The sequence below is a fragment of the Leadbettera azotonutricia ZAS-9 genome, assembly GCF_000214355.1.
Lineage (GTDB): Bacteria > Spirochaetota > Spirochaetia > Treponematales > Breznakiellaceae > Leadbettera > Leadbettera azotonutricia.
On record NC_015577.1, the window covers coordinates 1,536,532 to 1,561,982 of the forward strand.

Consider the following 25,451-nt stretch of genomic DNA (forward strand, 5'->3'; position numbering starts at 1 on the left):
TATGGAATGGCGGGCCAGTCACATTTTGGTAAAAGATCGCTCCCGGGCGGAGGATATTTTAAAAAAAATCAAGCAGGGGGGCTCCTTTGAGTCCCTGGCAAGGGAATTTTCAACCTGTCCCTCAAAGTCGTCCGGCGGCGACCTGGGCTGGTTTGGGCCCGGCAAGATGGTAGCCCCCTTTGAATCGGCAGTGAAACGCCTTTCGCCGGGTTCTGTGGGGGATGTGGTGCAGACACAGTTCGGCTACCATATCATTAAGTGCACCGGCCGCAAAGATTAAGCGCCAGTGGCTGTTGTCTTGAAAATTTTCGCTATAGGGTGTGTAATAGGGTATGGCAGCCAAAGAAACGGATTTTAAATCCATAATTGAGCTTGATTCGGAATTGAACCGGATTCAGGATTTTGACCTCCTTCTCGAAAGGATACTTTTTGAAGCCAGAAAGGTAGTCCATGCGGACGCCGGTACTATTTATGTGCGGGAAGTGGTGGAAGAGGGAGGCCAGACAGTTGAAAGACTGGCGTTTAAATATTCCCACAATGAAACCCTGCAGAAGAAACTTCCCGCCGGGCAAAAGCCTGTCTCTTCGTTTTTTACGGTTCCCATAAACGATAAGACCATTTCAGGCTACTGCGCTTTTACCCGCAAGATGGTGAATGTCAGCGATGCCTATAATCTTCCCGCCGGGGTTCCCTATTCCTTTGGCAGTTCCTTTGATCAGAAAATCGGATACAAAACCACTTCCATCCTGGCCGTCCCCCTGGTTACCGCCGAAGGCCGCCTTTTGGGGGTTATCCAGATCCTCAATTCCAAAGACAAGCACGGCAATACCATACCTTTCTCCGTGAGCGACGAATTCGTCATCAGCCACTTTGCGGCCAATGCTACCACCGCCCTGGAACGGGCCAATATGACACGGGCCATGATCCTCAGGATGATACGCATGGCCGAGCTTAGGGACCCCAAGGAAACAGGCACCCATGTCAGCCGCGTTGCAGGCTACGCCGTGGAGATTTACGATCGCTGGGCTTTCCACCGGGGCGTCAGCGTGACAGAACGCGAAAGATTCCGCGACACTTTTAAGATTGCTTCCATGCTCCACGATGTGGGAAAGGTTGCAATCTCGGATGTCATTTTGAAGAAACCAGGCCGCTTCACCCCTGAAGAATACCTTGTCATGCAGCACCACACGATTTACGGGGCCGGCCTTTTTGACGACCCCCTCTCCGCTATGGATAACATAGCCTGCGATATAGCCCTGACCCACCATGAAAATTGGGATGGCACAGGCTATCCCGGCTGGGTCGATCCCAATTCGGGCAAGATCCTCAAAACAGGCCCCGATGGCAAAGCCCTGGGCCGCAAGGGCGAAGAGATCCCCCTCACAGGCCGCATAGTTGCCATTGCCGATGTCTTTGACGCCCTTTGCTCCAGGCGGGTCTACAAGGAGCCCTGGTCAGAGGAGCAGGTCCTTACAGAGCTCCGCAACCTGGCAGGCACCAAATTCGATCCCGAACTCATGGATATTTTCTTTGAAATACTTCCAAGCATCAAGCAGATCCAGAGCCTGTACCCCGAGACGAAAGAGTAAAGCTTTTGCACATCAGGCTTTATTCAGCCTCGTAAGCTCCTTGTCAAAGCTGTCGGCAAAAGCCTTGAGTTCCCTTTTGCCATAGGCGGGGGAGCGTTCCATCCCGAGGCCGCTTCGCGCGAGATCCACCATAAAATCCCTTAAGGAACGGAGCTCGCGGATATTTTCGGCAGTGTAAATACGCCCCCTGTCGTCGAGGACGCTTATCCCCTTTTCCACAAGCCGTTCCGCAAGGGGTACATCCCGGGTAACAGCGAGATCGCCTGCAGCGGCAAGCTCTACAATGCGGTTGTCGGCAGAACCTTCCCCTGGGGGGCAGAGTTCCATTACAGCCAAGGGGCTTGAGTCTCCGTCTGCAAGGGCTATGCCCGGTATCAGGCGGTTCGCGGCGAATATTGCCTGGATGTTTCTTTTTGCCGATGAACGGAGGATCAGGGCCCTCGCCTGGGCGGGGCAAGAATCCGCGTCCACCAGAATTTTCATCAGCCTTCTCCGGGTTCTTCTTTTTCGCCGATGCCCGCCGCGTAAGCTGTGTAATTGCCCGAGAAGCTCAGGCCCCGGAGGGCGGAACTTGCGGGTATAAAGGCGGATTCGCCCTTGTTTAAAATGACAGTATTACGCTTAACGTTGTCCGCAATATGAAGCTCACCGTCAGTAACAATGATAATTGACGGGCCTTTTTCATTATAGGTAATTTCACTGTTGGCGCTATTGCTGTTTTTGTAACAGCCAAGGGCAAATTCCCTTGCCGGGGTGGGGAACCTAAAAAAAGCCGGGGTATTGCCGGCATCGGTTCCGGCAGGTTTAAGAATCACGGGCTTAAAGGGGGAGAATTTAAGGACCCTGAAAAGTTCCTTGATGTCGATGTGCTTGGGCGTGAGCCCCCCCCGGAGCACGTTGTCCGAATTCGCCATGAGTTCTACCCCCAGGCCGTAAATATAGGCATGGAGGACGCCCGCAGGCAGGTAAACAGCCTCGCCTGGCTTGAGATCTATGAGGTTCAGGTAGAGGGGGGCTATTACCGCCGGATCATTGGGGTAAAGCTCGGCAAACCATGAAATAAATTTCCATTCATCAGCATATTCCGGGTATTCCTGATCCAGTTTCTGGCTCTTTGCATAGGCACTCAGTTCCTGTCTGGTTCCGGGGCCCATGTCAAAAAGGCTCGAGAGAAAGCTCTTGAGGGGGTTCTCCCCGTCCATGGCTATCAGCGATGCAATAAGGGAATTGAGCCCTGTTTTTAGGCTTTGAGGGGCGCCCCTAGAAAAAATATCCAAAAGTTTTTTGATTTCGTCGCTGCTCCTGAAGCCGCACATGGCGGTAAAGGGGGTCAGGGCACAGATGATCTCGGGCTTGTGGTTGGGATCTTTATAATTGCGGTTCGGCGCCTTGAGATCGATGCCTTCAAAGTTTTCCCTGTCAAAGCCGTCTTTGGCCTGATCCATGTTGGGGTGGACCTGTATGGAAAGGGGTTTCCCTGCTGCGAGAATTTTAAAGAGGAAGGGGAGGGCTCCGAAATCTTTTGCCCCTTCTTCCCCGAGAGTATTGACAGGATCGCCGGAAATAATTTGAGAGAGCAGGGGGGAAGCTGCCTCCTGATCCCCGTCAGCAATACAGGACGGCCCCTCGGGGTGCACACCCATCCAGAGTTCAGCCCAGGGCGCACGGGAGATATTCCGCTGCCCCAAAAGTTCCGGTATCCATTTGGGCGAACCCCATTCATAATATTTTACCGCGTTTTTCAGTTTGAGGATGCCGGGTCTTGCATTAACAGGGGGGGCGGCAGCCGGCGCTTCATCAGTTGACGGAACCTCTATAGGTTTATTGACAGCAGTCTGCCCTTCTTCCCCCAGCGCATGATCCAGCCGCGAAATCAGGTTGAGGGCCAGGGTTTCAATCTCATGGCTTTCAATTTCAAAGGAACTGATATGGCGCGCTTTCTCAGCTTCGTCGCAAAGAAGAAAGCCTGTGAGTATGGCGATTTTTAGGGGGTCTTTAAGGCCGGTGGATTTCCCGGTAGCTTCAATCGCTTTGGTATAGGTATCAAGAAGCCTGTCAAGATAATCCTGTTCTTCATCCGCAGATATGGAAATGGAGGTTCCCAGGATTTCGATGCGCAGATCGTTTTTCGGCATGGGCCTAGAAAATATCCAGCTCCCCGCTGTCTATCTCTGTCTCGTCTTCGTTGTCCTCAAGATCGTCCGGTTCATCTTCGATGAGTTCGGCAACTGGAGGGGCAGGCGGCTGTGCCGCGGGTTTGGGCTCTGCGGGCTTTGGCACAGGCGGCTTCACCGCAGACTCTGCGGGGGACTTCACCGGAATTTCTGCTTTAGGCGCAGATTCTGCGGGTTTAGACGCCCCGGATTTTGCCTGGGCAGGAGGCTTTTTTGCTGAACCTTCGTCCCGGCTTATGGCCGTTTCCACGGCGTCTTCGAACTGGTTGAGCCTGTCGAGGGCGGAAAGGACTCCGTCCTCGATGCGGCTCTGCTCTTCTTTGAACTCCTGGATCAGGATCTCAAGCTCGTCAATCCGCTTCTGATAGGAATCCAGCTTCCCCTTGAGGAGGAAATTTTCATCCGTCACCTTTTTGACAATATCAATGGCTTTGGTGATCTTGGTTTCAAGCAGCTTGACCTGCTCCAGGGTTACCATGCTAGGCGTCCAGTGCCGCTTTTGCTTTCGCCACTACGGCCTTGAAAGCGCCTTTGTCTTCGATGGCCATGTTGGACAGGGCTTTCCGGTTGATTTCGATGCCCGCCTTGTTAAGGCCGTCTACCAACCGGGAGTACGAAAGACCTTCGTCCCTGCAGGCAGCGTTGATCCTGATGATCCAGATGCGGCGGAAATCGGCCTTCCGGTCGCGGCGATCCCTGTAGGCGTAGAAAAGGCCCTTGGTAACCGCGTCTTTGGCGACTTTGTAGTTCGAATGCCTGCGGCCCCAATAGCCTTTGGCAAGCTTGAGTATCTTTTTGCGGTGGTTCTTGCGTTTTGAACCGTCAACTGCTCGTGACATGTACTGCTCCCTTTTTTCTTAGCCGTAGGGCAATAAGTGCTTTCTGATAACCGCTACATTGTCCTTGGACAAAATACCGGCATGGCGGAGATTCCGCTTCCGTTTGGTGGACTTCTTGGTCAGGATATGGCGCAGGTTCTGTTTCTTGTACTTCACCTTGCCGGTTCCGGTAAAGGAATAGCGCTTGGCCGCGCTCTTCTTTGTCTTCATCTTGGGCATATCAAACCTCTATTAAAATTAGGCCCCCGCCTTGGCGGCGCCTTTTGATTTGGGGCTCAGCACCATGGACATGAACCGGCCTTCCATGGCCGGAGGCTTGTCCATGACATATTCCCCCTCGATCCTTGCTAAAACATCCTTGAGGACATCCAAACCAAGCTCGGTATGGGCAAGCTCCCGGCCCCTGAAACGGACCGTAACCTTGACCTTGTTGCCTTCTGCCAAAAATTCCTTCACATGCTTTGATTTGAAATCAAGATCATGCTCATCGATTTTCGGCTGCATGCGGATTTCCTTAAGCTTCAGCAGTTTCTGCTTCTTCTTGGAATCCCGCACTTTCTTTTCATTCTCGAATTTGAACTTGCCGTAATCCAGTATTTTGACTACCGGGGGGACTGCGGTTGGGGCGACTTCCACCAGATCCAAACCTTGTCCCTTGGCGAGTTCGAGAGCTTCCAGGGTAGACATAATGCCCTGCTGTTCCCCCTCATCCCGAATGAGGCGGACTTCACGCACCCGAATCTGTTCATTAATCCGTAAATCCTTTTCCGACAACTGGCCTCCTCGTCTGATCCTTTAGGGATCTCTGTGTACGGCTCCACGGGGCGGGAACCGATCACTTGAGCCTGTATTATACCAAATATTGATAGACTTTGTCCATAGTCTTGCGCAGGGCGGACCTTGCTTTCTTCCGCTTTGCCATGCTAGGGTAAGGCCATGAGCCTCTTTTGCCTGCTTTGGATGCCTTTGTTTTATCTTTTTTGGCGCACCATAGCCAAGGAAAATGCCAGTTCCGGCGGCGTCTGGGCTTTGCTGCTGGGCAGCATCGTGGCCCTTGTGCAGTTTTTCCTGGGCAATTTGGTGAAAGTCGGAGGCTTCGGCCTCTCGCGCTGGGTAAGCGCCTGTATAGATATCATAACCCTGCCGGCGATCCTGCCCCTTTTGGTCTACCTGGCCCTGATTTTGACCAAAGCCCTTTCAGGGCCTGTGGACTTTGCCAATTTCGCCTTGCTTTGGCTTATCCCAGGGGCCGCAATCAGGGCTGTAAGCTGGAGCGCGGGGAATGATCCCACCCTTTTGGTGCTGGCGCCCCTCCTCTGGACAGCAATCGCCGTAGGGGTATCCTTCTTCATCAACCTGTTTTTAAGGTTCTTCCGCTGGTATGTGATAGCCCCCTGCGGGCTCTTTATCCTGGCCCTGCCCTTTACCGCCGCCACCTCCTGGTGGGCCTTTTCCTCCCAGATATTTTCCTATGGGATGCTGTTCCTCTTTATATCGTTCATCCCCCTCATTGTTTCGATGGTGCTTTCGCTTGTGGATCTGAGGAGATAGGGCCAATTCCAAGATGGCTGCTGAGCGCCGCCATCACTTCGTTTGTGACCAGCGGTTTTCCCACATGGCCGTTCATCCCTGCCGCAAGGCAGCGCTCGATATCCTCGCGGAACACATTGGCAGTCATTGCGATTATGGGAACGTGTTTTTCGGATCCTTCGAAAGCGCGGATTTGGCGGGTGGCCTCGTAACCGTCCATCTCGGGCATCTGCACATCCATGAAAATCAAATCGTAGCGATCAGGGTTCGCAGTAAAGCGTTCCACCGCCTGCCTGCCGTTTTCCGCGCAGTCCATCGCGACACCGGTAGGCTCCAGCAGCGCGAGCAGTATCTCCCGGTTGATTTCCACGTCCTCTGCCAGGAGGATATGAAAGCTGCCAAGGCTCCCGTCGGGAATAGAAACTGTTGCAGTTTCAACGGCCTCTATGGGTTTCCCTTCTTTGACAGCGATGGTAAAGGTAAAGACGGAACCCTTGCCGGGCTCCGACTCTATCCATATCCGCCCTCCCATGAGTTCCACGATGCGCTTCGAGATGGCAAGCCCAAGCCCGGTACCGCCGAATTTGCGGGAAGTGCTGCTGTCGGCCTGCTCGAAGGAGGTGAATAATTTTTCCTGCTGGGCTTTTTCTATACCGATTCCTGTATCAGAAACAGCTATCCGGATTATGCAGGCGCCGTTTTCCATTTCTGCGCAATCGGCTTCAAGGCTGATGCTTCCGCCCTCGGGGGTAAACTTAACGGCGTTGGAAAGCAGGTTTACAATTACCTGGGTAATCCTCTGATCGTCTCCCAGGAGGAACGGGGGAATACGTTCGTCGATCCGCACTGCAAAATGCTGTCCTTTTTCCCTGAAGCGGAAACCCGTGACTGTCTGGACTTTTTGGATCATCTTTTTAAAATCAAAATCTATAATCGAAAGCTCAAGTTTTCCTGCTTCGATCTTTGACATATCAAGGATATCGTTGATTACCCCCAAAAGATGGGCCGATGCCTCATCAATCTTGTCCAGGGCGTAATCCTTCTTTTTAACATCGCTGCTCTTCTTTGCGATGGCAGTCATGCCGATGATGGCATTCATGGGTGTGCGCATCTCGTGGCTCATATTGGTAAGAAAGGCGCCCTTGGCTCTGCTGGCATTGATCGCTTCTTCCCTTGCGTGGTGCAGTTCCGAAACATCGTTCATTACGATTACAACGCCCCTGCAAACACTGTCCTGTTCTTCGGCCAGGGTAATGGTAAGCTGGAACACTGTCTCTGTCCCGTTGTTGAGCATGACCTTCTCTTCGAAGTCAACGGGTTCCAGGTTTGCCAGCACCCCAAGGCAGCGCTTGAGAATATCATTAGTCCAGGAATCGGGCATGGCCTGGGAAAAAATTTCTTTTAGTGAAAGGCCCGTCATCTCCTGAACATCCTTAAAACCCAGCAATGCCGCAGTCTTTTCGCTGCCCTGGAGAAAACGCATTTCCAGATCCAGCATGAAGGTAACCCCGGGGGTGTTCTTCAAAAGGGAGTGCTCGTTCTTTTTGATCGAGTCGAGAAGATCATTGACCAGCACTTGGGAGATGGCGCCGACTTCCCCTGCGCCGGTTTTTCCGGCACGGATCATCTCGCCGTAGCTTGCGTTGAAACGGTATCTGCGCAGCCGTTCAGCCAAATGGACAAAGGGAAGGTATATGCAGAAACCCACGGCGAGATTGAAGAGCTGCATAAGGCTTCCGGCGATTGAGCCCGAAGCGACATAGCCGGAGATAAGCATCGGGGTGGTCCATTCCGCCGCGTCCCCGCTTACCGGAAGTATCCCGAGACGCACCGCCCCCCAGGATATCACGGTGAGGACCAGGGGCGAAGCGATAAAAGGGATGAAATAGATTGGATTCAGCACAATAGGTATGCCGAAAAGCAGAGGTTCGTTGATATTGAAAATAGCGGGGAACAGCGAAATCTGGGCGATACGCCGGTTGCTGTTTTGCCCGCGAACCGCAAAGAGGGCAATGAGCAGGGACAGGGTATTCCCGGCGCCTCCCATGGAGATATAGGTATCAAAAAAGGTTTTGGTGAAAATGAAAGGCGCTTTTTCTCCCAGGGCAATGGCCGCCTGGTTTGCCTCCATGGCGGGAATGTAGAGCTCGGTCATTACCGGTTCAAGGGCATTGGCCCCATGGATGCCGAAAAACCAGAGCAGATTCCGGGCAAGATTATACAACAGCGCAGTCGGCAGGGTGTTGCCCATGTCTTTAAAAGGAAGGGAGATAGCCCGATAGATAAGGGCATGGATATCCTGGTATCCCAGGGATGTCATGAAGATCTTGAGAAATGAAAAAACCGAAAAGGTAAGCATCGACGGAACCAGGGCAGCGAAAACATAGGTGATCGTGATCCCCGCGTCTTCGGAAATAAAATTCAGCCTGAGCCGGCGGATGCGGTAGAAACGCAGGAAAAGCTCCGAAGAAATGATGCTCACCACAATGCCCAAAAAGAGGCCGTTTACCCCCACCCAGTTGTAGGGGATTGCCCAGTCCAGGGCTGATGACTCGGTGAGAAGGAGCAGGCAGCAGAACGAGAGGAGCCCGGAGATAACCGGGTGCACCGCGTCCTGGGGGTTTTTGAGGTTCCATCGCTCAACGATGCTGTAACCGATGGAAAAGGCCATCACCGGGGAAAGCACCGCCAATGTGCCATTCCAGATAGTGCCGCCAAAAGTCCGCCAGCCCTCGCCGAAAATGCGCAGCATAAGCTCCTGGTAGATCGGGACGGGGAAGTTGTTGATCAGAACCGCCGCTGCCCCGGCGATGACCACCGGCAGGCTTAAAGTTAGGGCAGTGCGTATAATGGAAAGTTTTTCGGAATTAGCGATTTTGATCCAAAAGAATACGAAGGATTTTGCATAGCTTCCCTTTGTCATATTATAATTATATAGGTATATTGCATATTTTCATATACAGCGCAGAGGGATGCGATTGCTGTATATGAAAGGAGAATCATTCTTCCATAAAAAAACCGCAAAAGCCATCGGCTCCTGCGGTTCCCTGTTCAAGCTAAATGATTCTTTTAAATCTTACGCCTGTCCGGCTGACCCAAGCACGTCCGTATTCTTGTGGGCATAGAGCTTTTTGAGCTCGTCACGGGCGGGGCCCAGGTATTTGCGGGGATCGAACTCGTCGGGCTTTTCCGTAAAGACCTTGCGGATGGCCGCTGTCATGGCAAGACGGCCGTCGGAATCAATATTGATCTTGCAAACGGCGCTCTTGGCGGCTTTGCGGAGCTGCTCTTCGGGGATGCCTACTGAATCGGTCAGCTTGCCGCCGTATTTTTCAATTTCTTTGACATACACAATCGGCACCGACGAAGAACCGTGGAGGACAATCGGGAAGCCCGGGAGCTTCTTTTCGATTTCCGCGAGTACTTCAAAGGCCAGGGGGGGCGGAATGAGGATGCCTTCGGCATTGCGGGTGCACTGCTCGGGCTTGAATTTCTGCCGGCCATGGCTGGTGCCGATGGAGATGGCAAGCGAATCGACCTTGGTTTTGCCGACAAAGTCCTGCACTTCTTCGGGCTTGGTATAGTGGGATTCCTCGGCGGCTACATCGTCTTCGACACCGGCGAGCACGCCGAGTTCGCCTTCAACGGTGACATAGTCTTTCTGGGAATGGGCAAATTCGCAGACTTTCTTGGTGAGGGCCACGTTTTCATCGTAGGAAAGGCTTGAGCCGTCGATCATCACTGAGGAAAAGCCGGTTTCGATGCAATCCTTGCAGAGTTCAAAGCTGTCGCCGTGATCCAGGTGCAGCACAATCGGAATGTCGAAGCCCAGCTCATGGGCATATTCCACCGCGCCCCGGGCCATATTCTTGAGCAGGTTCTTGTTGGCGTACTTGCGGGCGCCTGAGGACACCTGGAGGATTACGGGGGATTTGGTTTCCACGCAAGCCTGGATGATAGCCTGCATTTGCTCCATGTTGTTAAAATTATAGGCAGGTATAGCGTAGCCGCCTTTTACTGCCTTTGCAAACAGATCCTTGGTATTTACGAGGCCTAATTCTTTGTAACTAGTCATGTAGTGCTCCTTGAGAATAATATGGTCTTAATTCTATTGGAAGGAGCCTCCTTGGTCAAGAAGCGTTTTTTTCCCCTCATTGCCATTCTAGTATTGGCAATAGTTTTTGCCGGGATCTTCATGCTCAGATCCCCTGTAATCATAGTGGAGGATTCTTCATTTTCTCTTCTATATGGAAGCCTGCGTGCCAGGTTTGTCCAGGCCGGGGTTTCCCTGCGCCTTGGAAGAAGGGTCCTGAGGGCGTCAGTTTCCGAAAGCGCTGGTTCCGATGTAATTGCCCTGGGAATAAGGGCTTATTCGGAGGGGGGCTTCGCCGGAATTTCCCCCTATGCGGCTCTTTTCCCTTATAGGTATGCTGAAGCGGCCAGGCGCTATAAGGCGGAATCCCCCGGAGTGAAGGTCCTGCTGCTTGAAGGGCGCGTCCGCGGCCCAAGGCCGGCAGAGGAAGGGGATGTTCCTCTTTTGTTCGCTACAGATACCAGGGCGGATTTTTATCGCGCCGGGCTCATTGCGGCCGGGCTTGTGGGGGGTACCGAGGAGGGCATCATGGTTTTTCAGGACGGGACCATGAATAGCGAGGACAGGGAAGCTTTTATCGAGGGCCTCAGAGCCCAGGGTTTTGAAAAGAACCCCAGTTATTTGAGCATTAACGCCGATAATTCTGCCTGGCAGAACATAGGCTGCGTGGTCATTAATGGCCCTGCTGCCCATTTTTTTGAAAAAAACCTCAAGATCCCGGTCATTCTCTTTACCTGGGCTGATCCAGGGGTGACACCCTGGGGGGTAAAGGCGATTTTTGACGATTCCCCCTGGGCCTTGGCTGTAGAGGCGGTTAGAGCAGCCGAGGCTGCCCAGGCCACCCAAGATCCCCAGGCCCCTCAGCATCTCCCTTCCCGGATCATCTTTCCCTCGAAACGCATAGAAGACAAGGAACGTGCCGATTCGCTGAAAAAGCTCGCAAAAGAAGCATACATCGGTAAAACCGGGGATAATCTTTAAAAAAAGGTGAAGAATTTTGCAAAAAAACCAGCCCAAATGGCAGGATCAGCCGATAATGCAATAAACCCCTGCGGCACTTGAAAGAATCGTTTTTAATGGTTTGACAAAACTGCCGTAAGGAAATATAATGCATGTTAGGCACTTTTCCCAAGGATTGGACAAAGGAGTATGGGATGAAACAGGGTAGTTTCAGGGTATTAAGCTTGGCAATGGGCTTGATTCTCATGGCAGGGATAGCCGTATTTTCAGCTTTTGGGGATGAGAATACTGTAGATTATGCAGCGATAGTCATCGATACTTTCGATGGCAACACCAACCACGAATGGACTGTAGGCAGCAAAACCTATAGTTACGATTTTATCTGGAAGCTCGATGCCAGTAAATTCGCCACCAAAACCGAGGACGATGCGTTTCCCAAGCTGACGTATGTCCCTTCATGGCCTATGGCTGTTTTCGGGGCCAATAGGGACGGTAAGGATCTGAAAAGCATAGGCATCTGGGGCAAATTCGACCGCCGGGGCTATAACTGGGTGGATCTTTACCCGGCAACCGGGGAGGGCGACGACCAGGAAGCCTTCGAAATCCCCATACCGGGCAGGATTTCCTATCTCGATATGTGGGTATGGGGCGCAAACCTCAATTACTACCTCGAAGCCTATGTCAGGGATTATAACGGAGTGGTTCACAACATTTACGTGGGCAACATTGGGTTTCAGGGCTGGAAGAACATGAGGGTAGCTGTCCCCAACAATATCCGCCAGTCGAAGCGCATACTTCCCAGGCTTGCGGGGCTGACCTTCGTAAAATTCCGGATTTGGACCACCCCCCTCGAAAGGGTAGACAACTTCTATGTCTATATTGATCAGTTCAAGGTGTTAACCGATACCTTTGAATCCCTCTACGATGGCGATGAGCTGGCCGATCCTGAAAGGGTTCAGGAATTCTGGGCCAATAATTAAGGAGGCTTAAGGTGAAACGCTTATTAATCATATCAATATTCCTTCTGGCGGCCGGGTTTGTTTTCGCCCAGCAGTCCACAGAAGTTGGCTCTCCCGATGCCGACAGGATCGGGATTGATGCTGCCCAGCAGCTTCTCAAAGAAGTCTCGGTAGACAAGTTCGAAAAAGACGGCTACTGGAAGTCCACCATGTCCCCGGACGATGGCTATGTGACCACCAGGCTCTTTGCGGGCGGCCCTCTTGGCAAAGAACCCCTCAAAGACGAGGAAGGCCTGGACATTCCGGACAAATATGTCCTCGGTTCCAGGGTGGACTTTATCCACCGGGGCTATACCAGCTTCACCCTTTATCCTATCAGGCCCATCCCCATAGAGGGTATCACCAAGACCGTATCGGTTTGGGTAGTAGGCCGTAACTATAACCATGAACTCAAGCTCCTTCTGGAAGACTTTTTCGGCAGGCCCTATGAGCTCTACATAGGGAAGCTCAATTTCCAGGGCTGGAAAAAGCTCACTGTGGCCATTCCTCCCCAAGCCGAGGACGGCGTAAACGGCATAGTTCAGAGGAATTACCATTACAATAACCAGCTTGGTCTCAAGATCACGGGTTTCCGTATTGATGTGGATCCCTGGGAGGCTTACGGATCGTACTATATCTACCTCGACGACCTCAGGGCGGTGACGGATCTCTTCGCAGAAGACAGCCGCGATCCTGATGATATGCTGGACGCTTGGTAGAACACAAGATTTTTTGGCCCTAAAGGCGAATAAGAGGAAGAAGGATTATTTCTTTTTCCCTTTATTCGCCTTTTTTTTGCTTTTTTGGTAGAGATATGAGTTTCCCTGTTTTCCTATGCGGGTTACCAAACTCATGCGGGTCAGGGTGTAGAGGGTTTTTTGGGCCAGGGTCGTGTTTATTTTGGTTTTTTGGGCAAAATCCTTTACGGTGAAGGTGTCTTCCTCATCGTAGGGGATGAATCGGGCATAGTCCTTAATGGAAGAAAGGATGATAGAAGAGTGCCACGCGGACAGGGATTTGTCGGCTATGGTTGCTTTTTTGCGGCGCCAGGAGCCTTTTCCGTCGTCTATGCGTTTTTCGTTTATGTCTATGAGGGCCAACTCTATAGTCAGGTTCTTGACGAGCGGGAGTTCCGGGGCATAGAGGAGAACTTTGAAGATGTCCCAGGGGCTGCCTTTGCGGGGGCTTTTGCGGCTGCGGAGGCATGTGCCCTTGGTGTCATATAACTCTATGGTTTTCTGCAAAACTATGGGGTGGATAATGCGGAGTTTGTTTTTTTTGGCCAGGGCTTTGGCTTTTTCTTTGAGGGGGCCGAAACTTCCGGTCTGGACCTCGATGAGTTCGCCTTCTTCGGTCCTGGCATCGCAGACATAATCGCCTATGGGGGCTTCTGTTTGGCCCCCTTCGCCTCCATAGCGGAATTTGAGCATACGGTGAAGGCTCGATTCCTTTCGGGTGCCTATGCTATCTGCGGACATATTCCAGCAGTTCGTCGGCACTCATAAGCTCCAGAAAGTGACGGGTCTCGGTTCCCCCCTTGTAGTCCCTGGAGCTTACACGGGCGACTTTGAAGGCTATCATCTTATTGGTGGAAAGGGGCAGGGGCAGGGGGTTGCCGTTCACATCCACAATCTGGTTCAGCGAGAGCCTGCCTTGAACTTCCTGGGTGTCCCCTTCGGGGTAAACGATGAAATAATCTTCCATGAACATGGCAAAAGCATAGCCAAAGTTGCTTTTTGAGGCAAGGACCGCACGTGGCACGTACGGATCGGGCTTTGTTCTTTACGTCTGTATAGTAACAAGAAAAAAAACGTCTACTATTCATAATTTTTTCTGCTTCTTTCTCTTGACTACAAATTTAACTTAATGAATACTATAAAGTGTGTTGAATCGTGGTAAATCTTAGGGATTTATAGGAAAAGGTGGGAATGGAACTTAAGACCGGCACATATGAAAGCACTCTCGATGACAAAGGCCGGGTAAGTGTGCCTGCCCGCCTTAGGGAAAGGTATCCCGGCGAACTGGTCATCACCTGGGGTTTCCAGCCCTGCGCGTGGATAATGACTCCCGAAGTGTGGGAGAAGGTTTCCGGTAAGCTCATGGGTTCCGACGCTATTTCCGAAGACGAGGGGCACCTCCTTGAGTATCAGCACATTGTTCAGGCCCAGGTGGTGGAATTGGACAAGGCCGGGCGCATAGCAATACCTGCGACCATCAGGCGCTACGCCAAGCTGACCAAGGATTGCCTGGTGATTAGCGCGGAAAACCGCCTTGAAATCTGGGATGCTGAATACTTCTACACCTATCTTGAGGAAAACAAGCCGGTGATGCAAGAAGCCAGGAAGAAGATGGGTTCTTTAAGGCTCTTTAAATTGGACTAGGGAAAAAGGAAAGGATTGGATGGAAGCGGTACACACTCCGGTTCTGCTGGAGGAGACAGTCCAGTATCTCGGCCCCAGGAAAGACGGGGAACTCCTGGTCGATGCCTCCCAGGGCGAAGGAGGCCACAGCCTCGAATTCCTTTCGCGCTTTCCGGAGCTTAGGGTCATCGGGCTGGACGCTGATCCTGCCATACAGGAGATAGCCAGGGAACGGCTCAAGGGTTTCGGGGACAGGGTGCAGCTTTACAATTGCTGGTCCCATGCCTTTTTTGCCGAGTACCCTTCGGAGCTCAAGAGGCCCGACACTATCCTGATAGACCTGGGGGTGAGCCTCTTCCATTACGAGAAGGGCGGCAGGGGCTTCAGTTTCCGTTACGACGAGCCTTTGGACATGAGAATTGATACATCCACGGGCCTGAGCGCCGGGGAGCTTGTTTCCAGGCTTTCTGAAAAGGATCTGGCAGACCTTTTGTACAAAAACGCCGAGGAGCGGTATTCGCGGCGTATAGCCAAAGCCATTGCCGAAGCCAAGGCTGGCGGGGCTATTGCGAGTTCTGCGGTGCTTTCCGAGATAGTGGAGAGGGCTGTTCCTCCGGCCTATAGGCATGGGCCGGTGCATCCTGCCACAAAGACCTTCCAGGCTCTGCGGATTGCGGTCAATGGAGAGCTTTCCAAGCTGCCCGATTTGCTTGAAGGCGCTTTGAGGGTCCTTGAGCCAGGCGGAAGGCTGGGGGTGATAAGCTTTCATTCTCTGGAAGACAGGATTGTGAAAAACTTTTTTAGGGAGAAGAACAAAGACTGTATCTGTCCCCCGGAAGAGCCGATATGTAGGTGTGGAGGGCAACGAGTGGTAACTCTTCTCTCCCGTAAGGGTATTCCTCCCAGGGAGGAAGAAATCCGCATGAATCCGCCGTCCAGGAGCGCGAGACTCAGGGTCGCAGAAAAAATTTTAGACGAGGTTTGAAAAATGAAGCGGTATTGGCTTGTTTACTTTATTGTGCTCACTATCCCCCTTCTTCTGGGCTTGATCGCCTGGCAGTCTTCCCGGTATTCGGATCTGGAAAAGGAAGTCAGGACCCTTGAGGCAGTCCAGGAGGATTGGGTGGAGAGCAACAAGCGGCTGATTGCGGGGATAGCCGTTCTGTCTTCTTCCGAGAGGATAGAGAATATCGCCATTCACGATTTGAGGCTTGACAAAATTGAGCCTGAAGATGTCCTGCAAGTCAGGATAGCAAGGAAGTAGGGAGCAGGATCGATGGACCACCTTGAGACTTTTAGCGAATTGTCCCAGGCAATAGGAGCCCGTCTTTTCCCGGAAGAAATTCCGGCGGGAGGGAGGACAGGCTTCTCGTCGGTGGTTATCGATTCGCGGGCTGCGATTGAGGGATCGCTGTTTGTTTCCCTTGTCGGGGCCAGCCAGGACGGGCATCTTTACCTAGAGGATGCTTTTAAGGCCGGGGCGGCCGGGGCTATGGTGGCAAGGTCCAGGCTGGGCTTCGCATCCCTGGGCATTATGCGGATCGCTGAAAAATACTGCAGGACCCTGGTGATCGTGGATGATACGCTCAAGGGGCTTCAGGACGCTGCCCGTTCTTACCTTGCGAAATTCCCCAGGCTTCTTAAAATCGGCATTACCGGATCTTCGGGGAAAACCACCACCAAAGAAATTGCTGCTGCGATAATCGGCCGGGAAAAGAGGGTGATCATGAATAGCGGCAACCTCAATTCAGAGACGGGCCTTCCTTTGTCTGTTTTTCAGGTAAGAGAGGACCATGAAGTGGGGATTTTCGAAGCCGGCATGAACCGCAGGGGGGAGATTGCAGAACTCGCCAGTGTGCTTAATCCCGGCATTGCGATTATCACTAACATTGGTTCTGCCCATATCGGTATTCTCGGCAGCAAGAGGGCTATAGCTGAAGAGAAAAAAAATATTTTTTCACAATTCAAGGGCAATGGCATTGCCCTTATTCCTTCTGATGATGAATACCGTGATTTCCTCTCCGATGGAGTCAAAGGCAAAGTCCTTTACTACGGGGCTGACAGTTTTACTGAACTCCGGGGCATTGCAAGCCTTGGCCTTGACGGGACTGAAATCAATTGGGCGGGCGAAACATCCCGCTTCAGCCTGCCGGGAAATTTCAACTTGAAAAATGCCTTCGCGGCGATTGCCATTGCCCGTGAGGTTCATATAAGCGATGAAGCTATACGCAAGGGCCTCGAATCGGTAAAGCCCCTGTTCGGCAGGGGCGAAATAATCCAGGGTAGTACCACAGTAATACGGGATTGCTACAATTCAAACCCCGAAAGCCTCGAAGCTGCGGTGGAATTTTGCGACAGCATTGATTGGCCGGGGCGCAGGGTTTACGTTATTGGTTCCATGCTTGAGCTGGGGGAAACGTCAGAGGAAGCCCATCGTTGCATTGGGAAGGTTTTGGCTTCTTCGTTGGCGGAAAAAGTGTTTCTTTATGGTTCCGAAACAGAAACCGCAGCGGCAGTGTTGGCTTCCAGGGCATTTCCCTTTTTCCATACCGACAGGATGGAAGATCTTGAAGGGGCTCTGGAGAATTATCTGCGTCCGGGAGATTTGGTGCTTCTCAAAGGTTCAAGGGGCTGCGCCCTGGAACAGCTTACGGATATGCTTGCAGGAAAAGCTGAATGCTGCACCGCAGGGGGCATACATGTTTCTTGAATTTATCTACCCACTGGTGAAATTTTTCACCCCCCTGAATGTGTTTCAGTACCTCACCTTTAGAAGCGCTTATGCTGCCCTTACCACATTGCTCATATGCTTTATCTTCGGTCCCGGGATCATCGAGGCGTTGAAACGTCTTAAGGTAAACCAGTCTATCAGGGAAGACGGACCCGCGACTCACCTTAAAAAAAGCGGTACTCCTACCATGGGGGGTATTTTTATTATTCTTTCTGTCATTGTTTCCATGGTACTCTGGATGGATCTGGGAAGCGCAAAAGTTTGGCTTACCTTGGGCGCTTTTGGGGCTTTCGGCCTTATTGGTTTTATTGACGACTACCTGAAAGTTGCCAAACATAATTCTGACGGCCTTCCCGCATGGGCAAAACTTGCCGGCCAGTTTGCCATAGCAATAGCAGTAATGATAATACTCTATGCATCCGGCGGGGATACTGCCCTTTATATTCCTTTCTTCAAAAATGCCGTTATAGATTTGGGCGTGTTTTGGATACCCTTTGGGGTAATACTGATAGTTGGCGAATCAAACGCGGTGAATTTTTCTGATGGCCTTGACGGCCTATTGGCAGGATTACTGATACTTGTGTTTATTACCCTTACTATCCTTACGTATCTTTCGGGACGCACGGATTATTCCTCTTACCTGGGTATTCCTTATATAAAGGAAGCCGGAGAGCTTACAGTTTTCTGCCTTGCGGCTGTTGGGGCTTGCATAGGTTTTCTCTGGTTTAACGCCCACCCTGCCGATGTTTTTATGGGGGATGTGGGAAGCCTTTCCCTTGGCGGGGTGATTGCGGTTATTTCTCTTATCATTAAAAAAGAAATACTCATACTCATTATTGGCGGGGTTTTTGTCCTGGAGATCGCTTCGGTGGTCATACAGGTGGCTTCATATAAATTAAGGAAGAAGAGGGTGTTTAAAATGGCGCCCCTTCACCATCATTTTGAATTGTCCGGGTGGGCGGAGACCAAGGTGGTCATACGCTTCTGGATTTTAGGAGGGCTGTTTGCGATCATCGCGCTTTCAACGCTGAAGATCCAGTAACAGGAATGATATGAGTCAATTCGACACAGAAACAAGACATTTGAAGCAGCCTGCGGATCATATCCTCATTGCCAGCATACTGCTCCTCACGGGGCTGGGGCTTGTGACCCTCCATTCGTCTTCCTATGGTTTTGCAGAACGCTTCAAGGGCGATGGCCTGTATTTTTTCTCCCGCCAGATTGTTCTTGCCGCCGCAGGGTTGGTGCTTTTCTTTATTGCTTCCAATATGAAACTGGATCTCTTGAGAAAGATGATAGGGTTTCTGGTACTGGGAACAATTCTGCTCTGCATACTTACCTTTATCCCGGGCGTTGGGGTTTCCAAGAACGGCGCTTCCAGGTGGATACACTTTGGTTCTTTTACCTTTCAGCCTTCGGAATTGGTTAAGCTTGTGCTGCCCCTTTATCTGGCCCATTTATTTGATAAAAAAGGCGACGATATTGACCGGTTCTCCAAGGGCATACTTCCCCCGGTGATGATGACAACGCTTTTCGTTTTCCTCATTTATCTGCAAAACAATTTTTCTACCGCTATGTTTATTGTGCTTAACGTGCTCATCATTTTTTATTTTGCAGGGGTCAGGTTCAGGTATTTCTTTTCCGCTATAGTCATTCTTGCTCCAATATCCTTCCTCCTTATTGCTACCAAGGAGCACAGGTTCAGGAGGGTGATGAGCTTCTTCTTCCCCGAAATGGATCCTTTGGGGGCAGGCTACCAGGTACGGTCTTCGGTACGCTCGGTGAGTTCCGGGGGTTTCTGGGGCAAGGGCCTGGGCCTGGGGACAAGAAAAATCGCATCGGTCCCTGAAATTCATTCGGACTTTATTTTTTCAGCCTATGCCGAGGAATCGGGGTACCTGGGAATACTGCTTTTTGCGCTCCTTTTTGCGGTTTTTGCGTTCCGGGGTTATTCTTCGGCTATGGGGAACGAAAAGACTTTTCCAAGGCTTTTGGGCCTGGGACTGGTGACTATGGTGATTACACAGACCCTGCTTAATATCACGGTAGTGGCTGGATCTTTGCCCGCCACAGGTGTTCCCCTGCCTTTCTTTTCCGCCGGGGGATCTTCGCTCGCGACAACACTGATCATGGCAGGGTTAATTGTAAATATTTCAAAAACCCGGAATGTTCCTTCTTTTGCGGGAAATACTGCAAGGACGGAGGTGTAAAATGGCAGGGGAATATATGTACACTGAAGAGGCGGCAGCCCAGGCAGCGCCTTCCCGGCTTGAGAAGGGCCTAAAATGGTTCATACTCGCTGCCTGCATTGCGGTAGGCGCGGAACTGGTTTGGCTTTTGGGGATTACGCCCTTTATGCCTTTCTCCAAGGTCAATGTAAGCGCAGCGGAGGGCCTCAGCAGGGAAAGCCTTCTCGCTTATGCCGGTGTAAGCAGTCAGTCGTCGTTTATCTCGTTAAATGCGCGGACATCTGAAAAAGCCCTCAGGGCCCTGCCGCAGATAGAAAGCGCGTTTGTGTTCAAGCATTTCCCTGACAAGCTCGAAATAGTCCTCAAAGGCCGCGAGGCCGCAGCCGTTGCCTTTGCAAGCCTTAAGGGAAAGATGGTTCCGGTGTTTTTCGATTCCCATGGGATAATTTTCAGAATTGGCCATGAAGGAAAAGCGGATGCTTCCGCTGAACTGCCTGTGATCTCGGGCCTCGTGATAGAAGAGCCTTATCCGGGTATGAGGCTTCCTGCCATGTTCAATTCTTTGTTCCAGCAATTGGATACCCTGCGCATCAAGACGCCTGAACTTTTGGCTGCTGTTTCTGAAATAAAAATCAACCGCAAGTCCTTTGACGGTTTTGATTTAATACTCTATCCTATACATAAACAGATAAGGGTTCGCCTTTCGGAATTGAACCAGGATCTGCTCCGCTACACCCTCCTCATGGCGGATGTGTTGGCAGCAAGGGAACCTGGGATTAATTTTATTGATTTTCGCTCGGGAATGGCGTCATATACCTTAAAGGAGGCTTCCTCTGAGTAACGAAGACGTGATAGTCGGCCTGGACATAGGCACGACAAAAGTCTGCGCCGTAATTGGCGAGCGCAATGAAGAAACCGGAAAACTCGAAATAACCGGCGTCGGCGTTGCGCCTTCAACAGGGTTGAAAAAAGGCGTGGTGGTCAATATCGAAGCCACCCTCAAATCGATTTCATCTGCTGTCGAGGCTGCTGAAATGATGAGCGGCCGCGAGGTGAAATCCTGCTGGGCCGGCATAGGCGGAAGCCATATAGACGGCGTCAATTCCCGGGGCGTTGTGGCAGTTACAGGCCGCAACCGCGAGACCAGGGAAATTGGCAAAGAAGACGTGGACAGGGTTCTGGAAGCTGCCAGGGCTGTGGTAATCCCCATGGACAGGCAAATACTCGAAGTGATACCCCAAAATTATATTGTAGATGATCAGAAGGGCATAAAAGATCCCCTGGATATGATAGGCGTACGCCTTGAAGCCGAAGTGCATATTATCACCTGTTCTGTTACAGGGGGCCAAAATCTCATTAAGTGCGTTAACCGTGCTGGATTCAAGGTTAACGGGCTTTTGCTCCAGTCCCTTGCGGCAGGGCATGCAGTCCTTTCGGAAGAAGAAAAAGATTTGGGCGTAGCCCTCATAGATCTTGGAGGGGGTACTACCGATGTATTGGTTTACCTTGACGGTGCTCCCTATTCCAGCATTACTATTCCTGCCGGGGGCGCCCAGGTTTCGAGCGACATCTCCATACTGAAAAAGATTCCTTTTGATTATGCTGAAAAAATCAAAACCGAAGTGGGCTGCTGCTGGGCTCCTTTCCTTGAAGAAAACGGCGACATACTTATTCCCGGTGTCGGGGGCCGCCCACCCCAGCCTATACCCAGGATGGATATACTGGAAGTGATACAGCCCAGAATGGAAGAGATTTTCAAAATGGTAAAAGAAAAGCTCGGCAAGCTTCCCCTGAACAGGCCCCTGGGCGCAGGGATAGTGATTACCGGGGGAGGCGCCGAACTTTTAGGCGCGGCTGAATTAGCATCTCATATATTCCGCCTTCCTGTGCGGGTGGGCAAGCCCAGGCTTTCGGGAGGGCTTGTTGAAGAATGCCGGAGCCCTGCGTTTTCCACTGTTGTGGGCCTTGTTCTTGAAGGGTTTGACCGTGAAGGCGTTACTGTTTCGGGACCTGAAAGCCATCCCCGCGAAAAAAGCGAACCGGTGGTAGGAAAATTGATCGATTGGCTGAAAAGGGAATTTTTTTAAAACCCCAGGGAGGGGCAAAAACAAATAAAGTGATTTGGGAGGGGATGATGAACGTTGAAGTACTCGAAGAAATGGAAGCCCAGCAAAGGTTGGACGAACAGCCGGTAAAAATTGTAGTGGTGGGCACAGGCGGCGGCGGCGGAAATGCGATAAACGGCATGATACGCCGGGGCATTAAGGGTGTTAAGTTCATTGCTGTCAATACTGATAGCAGGGATCTTGTCAAGAACAGAGCGGACGTCAAACTCCAGATAGGCGCCAAGCTTACTTCGGGCAGGGGTGCGGGCGGAAAGCCTGAAATTGGGGAAAGAGCAGCCATCGAAAGCGAAGCCGAGATCCGCGACGTTTTTAAAGACGCCAATATGGTGTTTGTTACTGCGGGAATGGGCGGCGGTACCGGTACCGGTTCTGCCCCGGTTATTGCCCGCATCGCCAAAGGTCTGGGTGCCCTTACCGTTGGCGTAGTTACCAAACCTTTTGATTTTGAATTCGAGCACCGTATGAACCATGCAGAAGAGGGGATACTCAAACTCAGGGAAGCGGTGGATTCCCTCATTGTAATACCCAATCAAAGGCTATTGAATAATACTGACAGGGGCATTTCGATTCTCGACGCCTTTGCTACAGCTGACAATGTGCTTTTCCAGGGTGTGCAGGGTATTTCTGATATCATCATCGAAACCGGGATTATCAATATAGACTTTGCAGATGTAGAGGCGGTAATGAAAAATCAGGGCGACGCCCTTATGTCCATTGGGTACGGCGCGGGGGAGAACCGCGTTATGGACGCAATTTCGAGCGCCATGGACAATCCCCTTCTTGAAGAGACCCAGATTAAAGGTGCCAAGAAAATGCTCGTCAATGTCGCCGGAAACAGGAATCTTTCCATGGTGGAGTACAACGAAATAATTGGGCATATCACCAAAGATATTGATCCAAAAGCCGAAGTTTTTACCGGCCTTTATATCGATGACTCGATGGAAGACAGGATCAGGGTTACGGTTATTGCTGCAGGTTTTGGAAAATCATCTGATAAACCCGAGGCAGCAGTGTCCGAGATGGATAATGAACCCAAGGGGGAAACTGTAAGCCCGGAAGAATATGAAAGGTTTAGCGGCCAGGGCTCTGTTGAACCCAGCATACCATATCGCGGCGTCGGGGTCCTTCCTTATAGGGATTCGAAGTACGCAGATGACGACCTTGATATTCCCCCTATCATCCGCTATCACGATTTTACCAAGACAGCGGCAAATTAAGGAAGCCATGGATAAGCATGCCCTGCTGGAAAGCTACTATTCCCGGCTCATTGCCCTTGAACGCCGGGCCCCTCTCACCGCCGAAACCTATCGTTTCGAGATACGCCGTTTCCTCGACTGGGCGGAGAAAGAGAAGCTTTCGGTAGAGGATGCTGAATCCGCCATGGGAAAACCTTTGGAGTTTCCCGATGTAAACCGTTATCTGGATCACCGCCGCGCGGACGACGGCATAGATTCAAGATCGGTGGCAAAGGCAATTTCGGCACTGCGTTCTTTTTTTCGCTTCCTTGTGGATGAGAGAATCAGGAACGACAACTGCATTTCCCTTTTGGAGCTTCCCCACAAGAAAATGCGGCTTCCGGCGGTGCTGAAGAAGGGCGAAGCGGACAAGCTTCTGAGCCTTATTGACATCAGTACCCCCCTGGGTTTGCGGAACAGGGCGCTCTATGGACTCATCTATTCCGCAGGGCTTCGAATTTCTGAAGCGGTTTCCCTTAATATCCAGGATCTTGTTCTTGCCGAAGGGCTTGCACGGGTAAGGGGCAAAGGCGATAAAGAAAGGCTCGTGGTATATGGCCCGGATTCAATAATGTGGCTCAGGCGTTATATTGAAGAAGTAAGGCCGCTGCTTTTAAAACAGCGCCACAGCTCCGCGCTTTTTGTAAGCGCCAGGGGAAAGAGGCTTTCGCGGAAAGGAATCTGGAAAAATTATGTTGCCCTGGCTGAGCAGGCAGGGATCAGCACCAAGCTCCATACCCTAAGGCACACTTTTGCTACTGAACTTCTCTCCGGCGGCGCCGATCTCCGCTCGGTGCAGGAACTCCTGGGCCATGCTGATTTATCCACCACCCAGATCTATACCCATGTGGACGTTTCCCTCCTCAGGGAAAGCCACCGCCGATTTCTTCCTAAACTAAAGGAATTGGGACATGAAAATTAAAAAAGAAGTTCTTGTAGGGCTGACAGTAATAGGAATAATCATCATTGGTTTTATCGTCCTGATTAATTTCCAGGCGAATAAGGGCAGGCGTGAATTGGCTTCCCGCATCATAAGCCTGGGAAACGGAGGCCCTCCTGAAACTATCGAGGGGCTTAAGGAAGCCATAACCGCCTATGAAAAGCAAATAGAGCTTTATGTGAAGGATGCTGCCCAGACCGGGGTTTATTGGAAGATTCTTGCCACCAGGCTTCAGGAAAAGGGCCTTCACAATGAAGCCCTCGAAGCCCTGGAGCATGCCATTTACTATAACCCCGAGGACGCTGTTCTTCATTACCTTACAGGTTTGTCCGCGGCCATTGTTGCAAAAACCCATCATAATTTTACAGGCATTGAAAATCCCGAAAGAGACAGGCTCTATGCCCTGGCTGAAGAAGCTTATCTCAGTTCGCTAAAGATAGATGAAAAGTATCTGCGGCCCCGTTATGCCCTGGGTGTTCTCTATGTGTTCGAACTTGACCGGCCCCAGGATGCAATTCCCCTTATGGAACGGTATCTCGATTTTTCAACCAACGATGTGGATGCTATGTTCGTACTGGCCCGGGCTTGTTTTGAAGTCAGCGATATGGAACGGTCGCTGGCACTTTATGATATGATTATTTCCGTTGCCAGGGATGAGGATAAAAGGCGGGAAGCCCAGAATAACAGGCAGGTGGTTATGGGGCGCCTTTATGGCTAACAGGGGGCTTCTGGATTTTATAATAGGCCGTATTCCCGGCCTCAAGGGGGAAGACGCAAAAAAACTTTCCCTTGAATTTGACTGCGAAAGGGATTTGACATTGCTTTCCCAAAGGGATCTGGAAGCGCGTCTTGGCCATAAATTGGGGCATGCGGCGTGGACTATGGCAGATATTTGCACCATGGCAGGGAAGGATGAAGCTGGCGCGCAGCAGAGGGGAATTTCGACAGTGGGCATAAGGGATGGAAGCTATCCGCCCCTGCTCAGGGAAATCTTCGATCCTCCGGCTCTGCTTTTTTACCGGGGAAAGCTTCCCGCTTCCGACAAGCCCATGGCGGCAGTGGTGGGTACGAGGCGGCCTTCGTCGGGGGCGGCAGCCCAGGCCTATTCCCTTGGCCGTGAATTGGGGAGTGCGGGGTTTCCTGTGGTTTCGGGCCTTGCCCTGGGGATTGACGCCCTGGCTCATAGGGGAAATATTGAAGGTGGGGCTTCGACTGTCGCGGTTCTGGGTTCAGGGCTCGACAATGTGTACCCCTCATCGAACCGGGGGCTTGCAAGGCGCATCCTTGAGGCAGGGGGCTGTCTCTTGAGCGAGTATCCTCCGGGAACCAAACCGATGAGGTGGAATTTTCCTGCCAGAAACCGTATCATTTCAGCTCTTGCCCGGGGAGTTGTGATAGTGGAGGCGCCGGAAAGATCAGGCGCCTTGATTACAGCAAGTTTTGCATTGGAACAGGGAAGGGATCTTTGGGTTGCTTCATCGGGGTTTAATTCCCTTTTGGGAAAGGGGACAGCCAAATTGGCCGAAGATGGGGCAAAGGTGATTGGCTCAGCCCGGGATATTTTGGATGAATGGGGTTTTATGAATGAAATCCCGGCGGATGACGCCCAGGGGCCTGCCCTTGCCGGAGATCTTGCCAGAAGTTTGAACATCAAATTGTGCTAAAATGAGGAACATTACATGGATGT

At 51.5% G+C, this 25,451-nt stretch carries 28 protein-coding genes; 18 read left to right on the forward strand and 10 right to left on the reverse strand.

Annotated features, from left to right (window positions below; genetic code table 11):
• Position 1: 1 nt before the first annotated feature.
• Positions 2 to 280 carry a peptidylprolyl isomerase gene (locus TREAZ_RS06635; RefSeq protein WP_015711055.1) on the forward strand — a complete coding sequence of 93 codons (279 nt, stop codon included), beginning with the start codon at positions 2 to 4 and terminating at the stop codon, positions 278 to 280.
• Between the two features lie 52 nt (positions 281 to 332).
• The gene (locus tag TREAZ_RS06640; RefSeq protein WP_015711056.1) at positions 333 to 1,589 is read left to right on the forward strand and encodes an HD domain-containing phosphohydrolase; all 1,257 of its coding nucleotides are present in this window, start codon (positions 333 to 335) and stop codon (positions 1,587 to 1,589) included.
• Positions 1,590 to 1,601: 12 nt separating this feature from the next.
• Here the strand turns inward: TREAZ_RS06640 and TREAZ_RS06645 are convergent, their stop codons facing one another.
• The 6 genes from TREAZ_RS06645 to infC are packed head-to-tail and all read right to left on the reverse strand — an operon-like array spanning position 1,602 to position 5,376.
• Positions 1,602 to 2,072 carry a DUF188 domain-containing protein gene (locus TREAZ_RS06645; RefSeq protein ID WP_015711057.1) on the reverse strand — a complete coding sequence of 157 codons (471 nt, stop codon included), beginning with the start codon at positions 2,070 to 2,072 and terminating at the stop codon, positions 1,602 to 1,604.
• Positions 2,072 to 3,724 (reverse strand): mannose-6-phosphate isomerase, class I, encoded by a 1,653-nt coding sequence (gene manA, locus TREAZ_RS06650; protein WP_015711058.1) that lies wholly within the window; start codon positions 3,722 to 3,724, stop codon positions 2,072 to 2,074. Before manA ends, TREAZ_RS06645 begins: the two co-directional genes overlap by 1 nt.
• A 4-nt stretch (positions 3,725 to 3,728) precedes the next feature.
• Entirely contained in the window at positions 3,729 to 4,241 is a 513-nt protein-coding gene (locus TREAZ_RS06655) for a cell division protein ZapB (protein WP_015711059.1), read from the reverse strand.
• Between the two features lies 1 nt (position 4,242).
• On the reverse strand, positions 4,243 to 4,602 hold the full coding sequence (gene rplT, locus TREAZ_RS06660; RefSeq protein WP_015711060.1) for a 50S ribosomal protein L20: 360 nt from the start codon (positions 4,600 to 4,602) through the stop codon (positions 4,243 to 4,245).
• Positions 4,603 to 4,620: 18 nt separating this feature from the next.
• Positions 4,621 to 4,821: a 50S ribosomal protein L35 gene (gene rpmI, locus TREAZ_RS06665; RefSeq protein WP_015711061.1), complete on the reverse strand. Its 201-nt coding sequence runs from the start codon at positions 4,819 to 4,821 to the stop codon at positions 4,621 to 4,623.
• Between the two features lie 18 nt (positions 4,822 to 4,839).
• Complete coding sequence (infC, locus tag TREAZ_RS06670; protein WP_015711062.1) at positions 4,840 to 5,376, reverse strand: translation initiation factor IF-3; 537 nt, start codon at positions 5,374 to 5,376, stop codon at positions 4,840 to 4,842.
• 162 nt (positions 5,377 to 5,538) lie between these two features.
• Between infC and TREAZ_RS06675 the strand changes: the two genes are divergently transcribed.
• Positions 5,539 to 6,153: a hypothetical protein gene (locus tag TREAZ_RS06675; protein WP_015711063.1), complete on the forward strand. Its 615-nt coding sequence runs from the start codon at positions 5,539 to 5,541 to the stop codon at positions 6,151 to 6,153.
• On the opposite strand, the gene TREAZ_RS18025 is transcribed toward TREAZ_RS06675, so the two are convergent.
• Positions 6,110 to 9,055 (reverse strand): PTS transporter subunit EIIC, encoded by a 2,946-nt coding sequence (locus tag TREAZ_RS18025; RefSeq protein ID WP_015711064.1) that lies wholly within the window; start codon positions 9,053 to 9,055, stop codon positions 6,110 to 6,112. The genes TREAZ_RS06675 and TREAZ_RS18025 overlap by 44 nt on opposite strands.
• A 153-nt stretch (positions 9,056 to 9,208) precedes the next feature.
• The gene (locus tag TREAZ_RS06685; protein WP_015711065.1) at positions 9,209 to 10,207 is read right to left on the reverse strand and encodes a class II fructose-bisphosphate aldolase; all 999 of its coding nucleotides are present in this window, start codon (positions 10,205 to 10,207) and stop codon (positions 9,209 to 9,211) included.
• Positions 10,208 to 10,258: 51 nt separating this feature from the next.
• Between TREAZ_RS06685 and TREAZ_RS06690 the strand changes: the two genes are divergently transcribed.
• From TREAZ_RS06690 to TREAZ_RS06700, 3 genes are all read left to right on the forward strand, one after another.
• Complete coding sequence (locus TREAZ_RS06690; RefSeq protein ID WP_015711066.1) at positions 10,259 to 11,206, forward strand: hypothetical protein; 948 nt, start codon at positions 10,259 to 10,261, stop codon at positions 11,204 to 11,206.
• A 173-nt stretch (positions 11,207 to 11,379) separates the two neighbouring features.
• On the forward strand, positions 11,380 to 12,165 hold the full coding sequence (locus TREAZ_RS06695) for a flagellar filament outer layer protein FlaA (protein ID WP_043923350.1): 786 nt from the start codon (positions 11,380 to 11,382) through the stop codon (positions 12,163 to 12,165).
• Between the two features lie 11 nt (positions 12,166 to 12,176).
• A complete protein-coding gene (locus tag TREAZ_RS06700; protein WP_015711068.1) occupies positions 12,177 to 12,902 on the forward strand; it encodes a flagellar filament outer layer protein FlaA in 726 nt (241 codons plus the stop codon).
• Positions 12,903 to 12,947: 45 nt separating this feature from the next.
• On the opposite strand, the gene TREAZ_RS06705 is transcribed toward TREAZ_RS06700, so the two are convergent.
• Positions 12,948 to 13,682 (reverse strand): DUF8091 domain-containing protein, encoded by a 735-nt coding sequence (locus TREAZ_RS06705; protein ID WP_148257733.1) that lies wholly within the window; start codon positions 13,680 to 13,682, stop codon positions 12,948 to 12,950.
• Complete coding sequence (locus tag TREAZ_RS06710; RefSeq protein WP_015711070.1) at positions 13,648 to 13,893, reverse strand: hypothetical protein; 246 nt, start codon at positions 13,891 to 13,893, stop codon at positions 13,648 to 13,650. The genes TREAZ_RS06705 and TREAZ_RS06710 overlap by 35 nt, the downstream gene beginning before the upstream one ends.
• A 218-nt stretch (positions 13,894 to 14,111) precedes the next feature.
• On the opposite strand from TREAZ_RS06710, the gene mraZ reads away from it, so the two are divergent.
• From mraZ to dprA, 12 genes are read left to right on the forward strand one after another with little or no spacing between them, the layout of a single operon-like run.
• Positions 14,112 to 14,564, forward strand: a complete 453-nt coding sequence (gene mraZ, locus TREAZ_RS06715; protein WP_015711071.1) for a division/cell wall cluster transcriptional repressor MraZ — start codon at positions 14,112 to 14,114, stop codon at positions 14,562 to 14,564.
• 19 nt (positions 14,565 to 14,583) lie between these two features.
• Positions 14,584 to 15,528 (forward strand): 16S rRNA (cytosine(1402)-N(4))-methyltransferase RsmH, encoded by a 945-nt coding sequence (rsmH, locus tag TREAZ_RS06720; protein ID WP_015711072.1) that lies wholly within the window; start codon positions 14,584 to 14,586, stop codon positions 15,526 to 15,528.
• A 3-nt stretch (positions 15,529 to 15,531) separates the two neighbouring features.
• Positions 15,532 to 15,807 (forward strand): FtsB/FtsL family cell division protein, encoded by a 276-nt coding sequence (locus TREAZ_RS06725; protein WP_015711073.1) that lies wholly within the window; start codon positions 15,532 to 15,534, stop codon positions 15,805 to 15,807.
• 12 nt (positions 15,808 to 15,819) lie between these two features.
• The gene (locus TREAZ_RS06730) at positions 15,820 to 17,253 is read left to right on the forward strand and encodes a UDP-N-acetylmuramoyl-tripeptide--D-alanyl-D-alanine ligase (protein WP_015711074.1); all 1,434 of its coding nucleotides are present in this window, start codon (positions 15,820 to 15,822) and stop codon (positions 17,251 to 17,253) included.
• Positions 17,243 to 18,316, forward strand: a complete 1,074-nt coding sequence (mraY, locus tag TREAZ_RS06735) for a phospho-N-acetylmuramoyl-pentapeptide-transferase (protein WP_015711075.1) — start codon at positions 17,243 to 17,245, stop codon at positions 18,314 to 18,316. Before TREAZ_RS06730 ends, mraY begins: the two co-directional genes overlap by 11 nt.
• A 10-nt stretch (positions 18,317 to 18,326) precedes the next feature.
• On the forward strand, positions 18,327 to 19,484 hold the full coding sequence (gene ftsW / locus TREAZ_RS06740) for a putative lipid II flippase FtsW (RefSeq protein ID WP_015711076.1): 1,158 nt from the start codon (positions 18,327 to 18,329) through the stop codon (positions 19,482 to 19,484).
• A gap of 16 nt (positions 19,485 to 19,500) precedes the next feature.
• Positions 19,501 to 20,304, forward strand: a complete 804-nt coding sequence (locus tag TREAZ_RS06745) for a cell division protein FtsQ/DivIB (protein WP_169312613.1) — start codon at positions 19,501 to 19,503, stop codon at positions 20,302 to 20,304.
• 7 nt (positions 20,305 to 20,311) lie between these two features.
• On the forward strand, positions 20,312 to 21,550 hold the full coding sequence (gene ftsA / locus TREAZ_RS06750) for a cell division protein FtsA (RefSeq protein ID WP_015711078.1): 1,239 nt from the start codon (positions 20,312 to 20,314) through the stop codon (positions 21,548 to 21,550).
• 47 nt (positions 21,551 to 21,597) lie between these two features.
• The gene (gene ftsZ, locus TREAZ_RS06755) at positions 21,598 to 22,806 is read left to right on the forward strand and encodes a cell division protein FtsZ (RefSeq protein ID WP_052297719.1); all 1,209 of its coding nucleotides are present in this window, start codon (positions 21,598 to 21,600) and stop codon (positions 22,804 to 22,806) included.
• Positions 22,807 to 22,813: 7 nt separating this feature from the next.
• On the forward strand, positions 22,814 to 23,746 hold the full coding sequence (locus TREAZ_RS06760) for a tyrosine-type recombinase/integrase (RefSeq protein WP_015711080.1): 933 nt from the start codon (positions 22,814 to 22,816) through the stop codon (positions 23,744 to 23,746).
• Positions 23,736 to 24,482 carry a hypothetical protein gene (locus tag TREAZ_RS06765; protein WP_043922962.1) on the forward strand — a complete coding sequence of 249 codons (747 nt, stop codon included), beginning with the start codon at positions 23,736 to 23,738 and terminating at the stop codon, positions 24,480 to 24,482. Before TREAZ_RS06760 ends, TREAZ_RS06765 begins: the two co-directional genes overlap by 11 nt.
• Entirely contained in the window at positions 24,475 to 25,428 is a 954-nt protein-coding gene (gene dprA, locus TREAZ_RS06770; protein WP_015711081.1) for a DNA-processing protein DprA, read from the forward strand. The genes TREAZ_RS06765 and dprA overlap by 8 nt, the downstream gene beginning before the upstream one ends.
• The last annotated feature ends 23 nt before the right edge of the window (positions 25,429 to 25,451 follow it).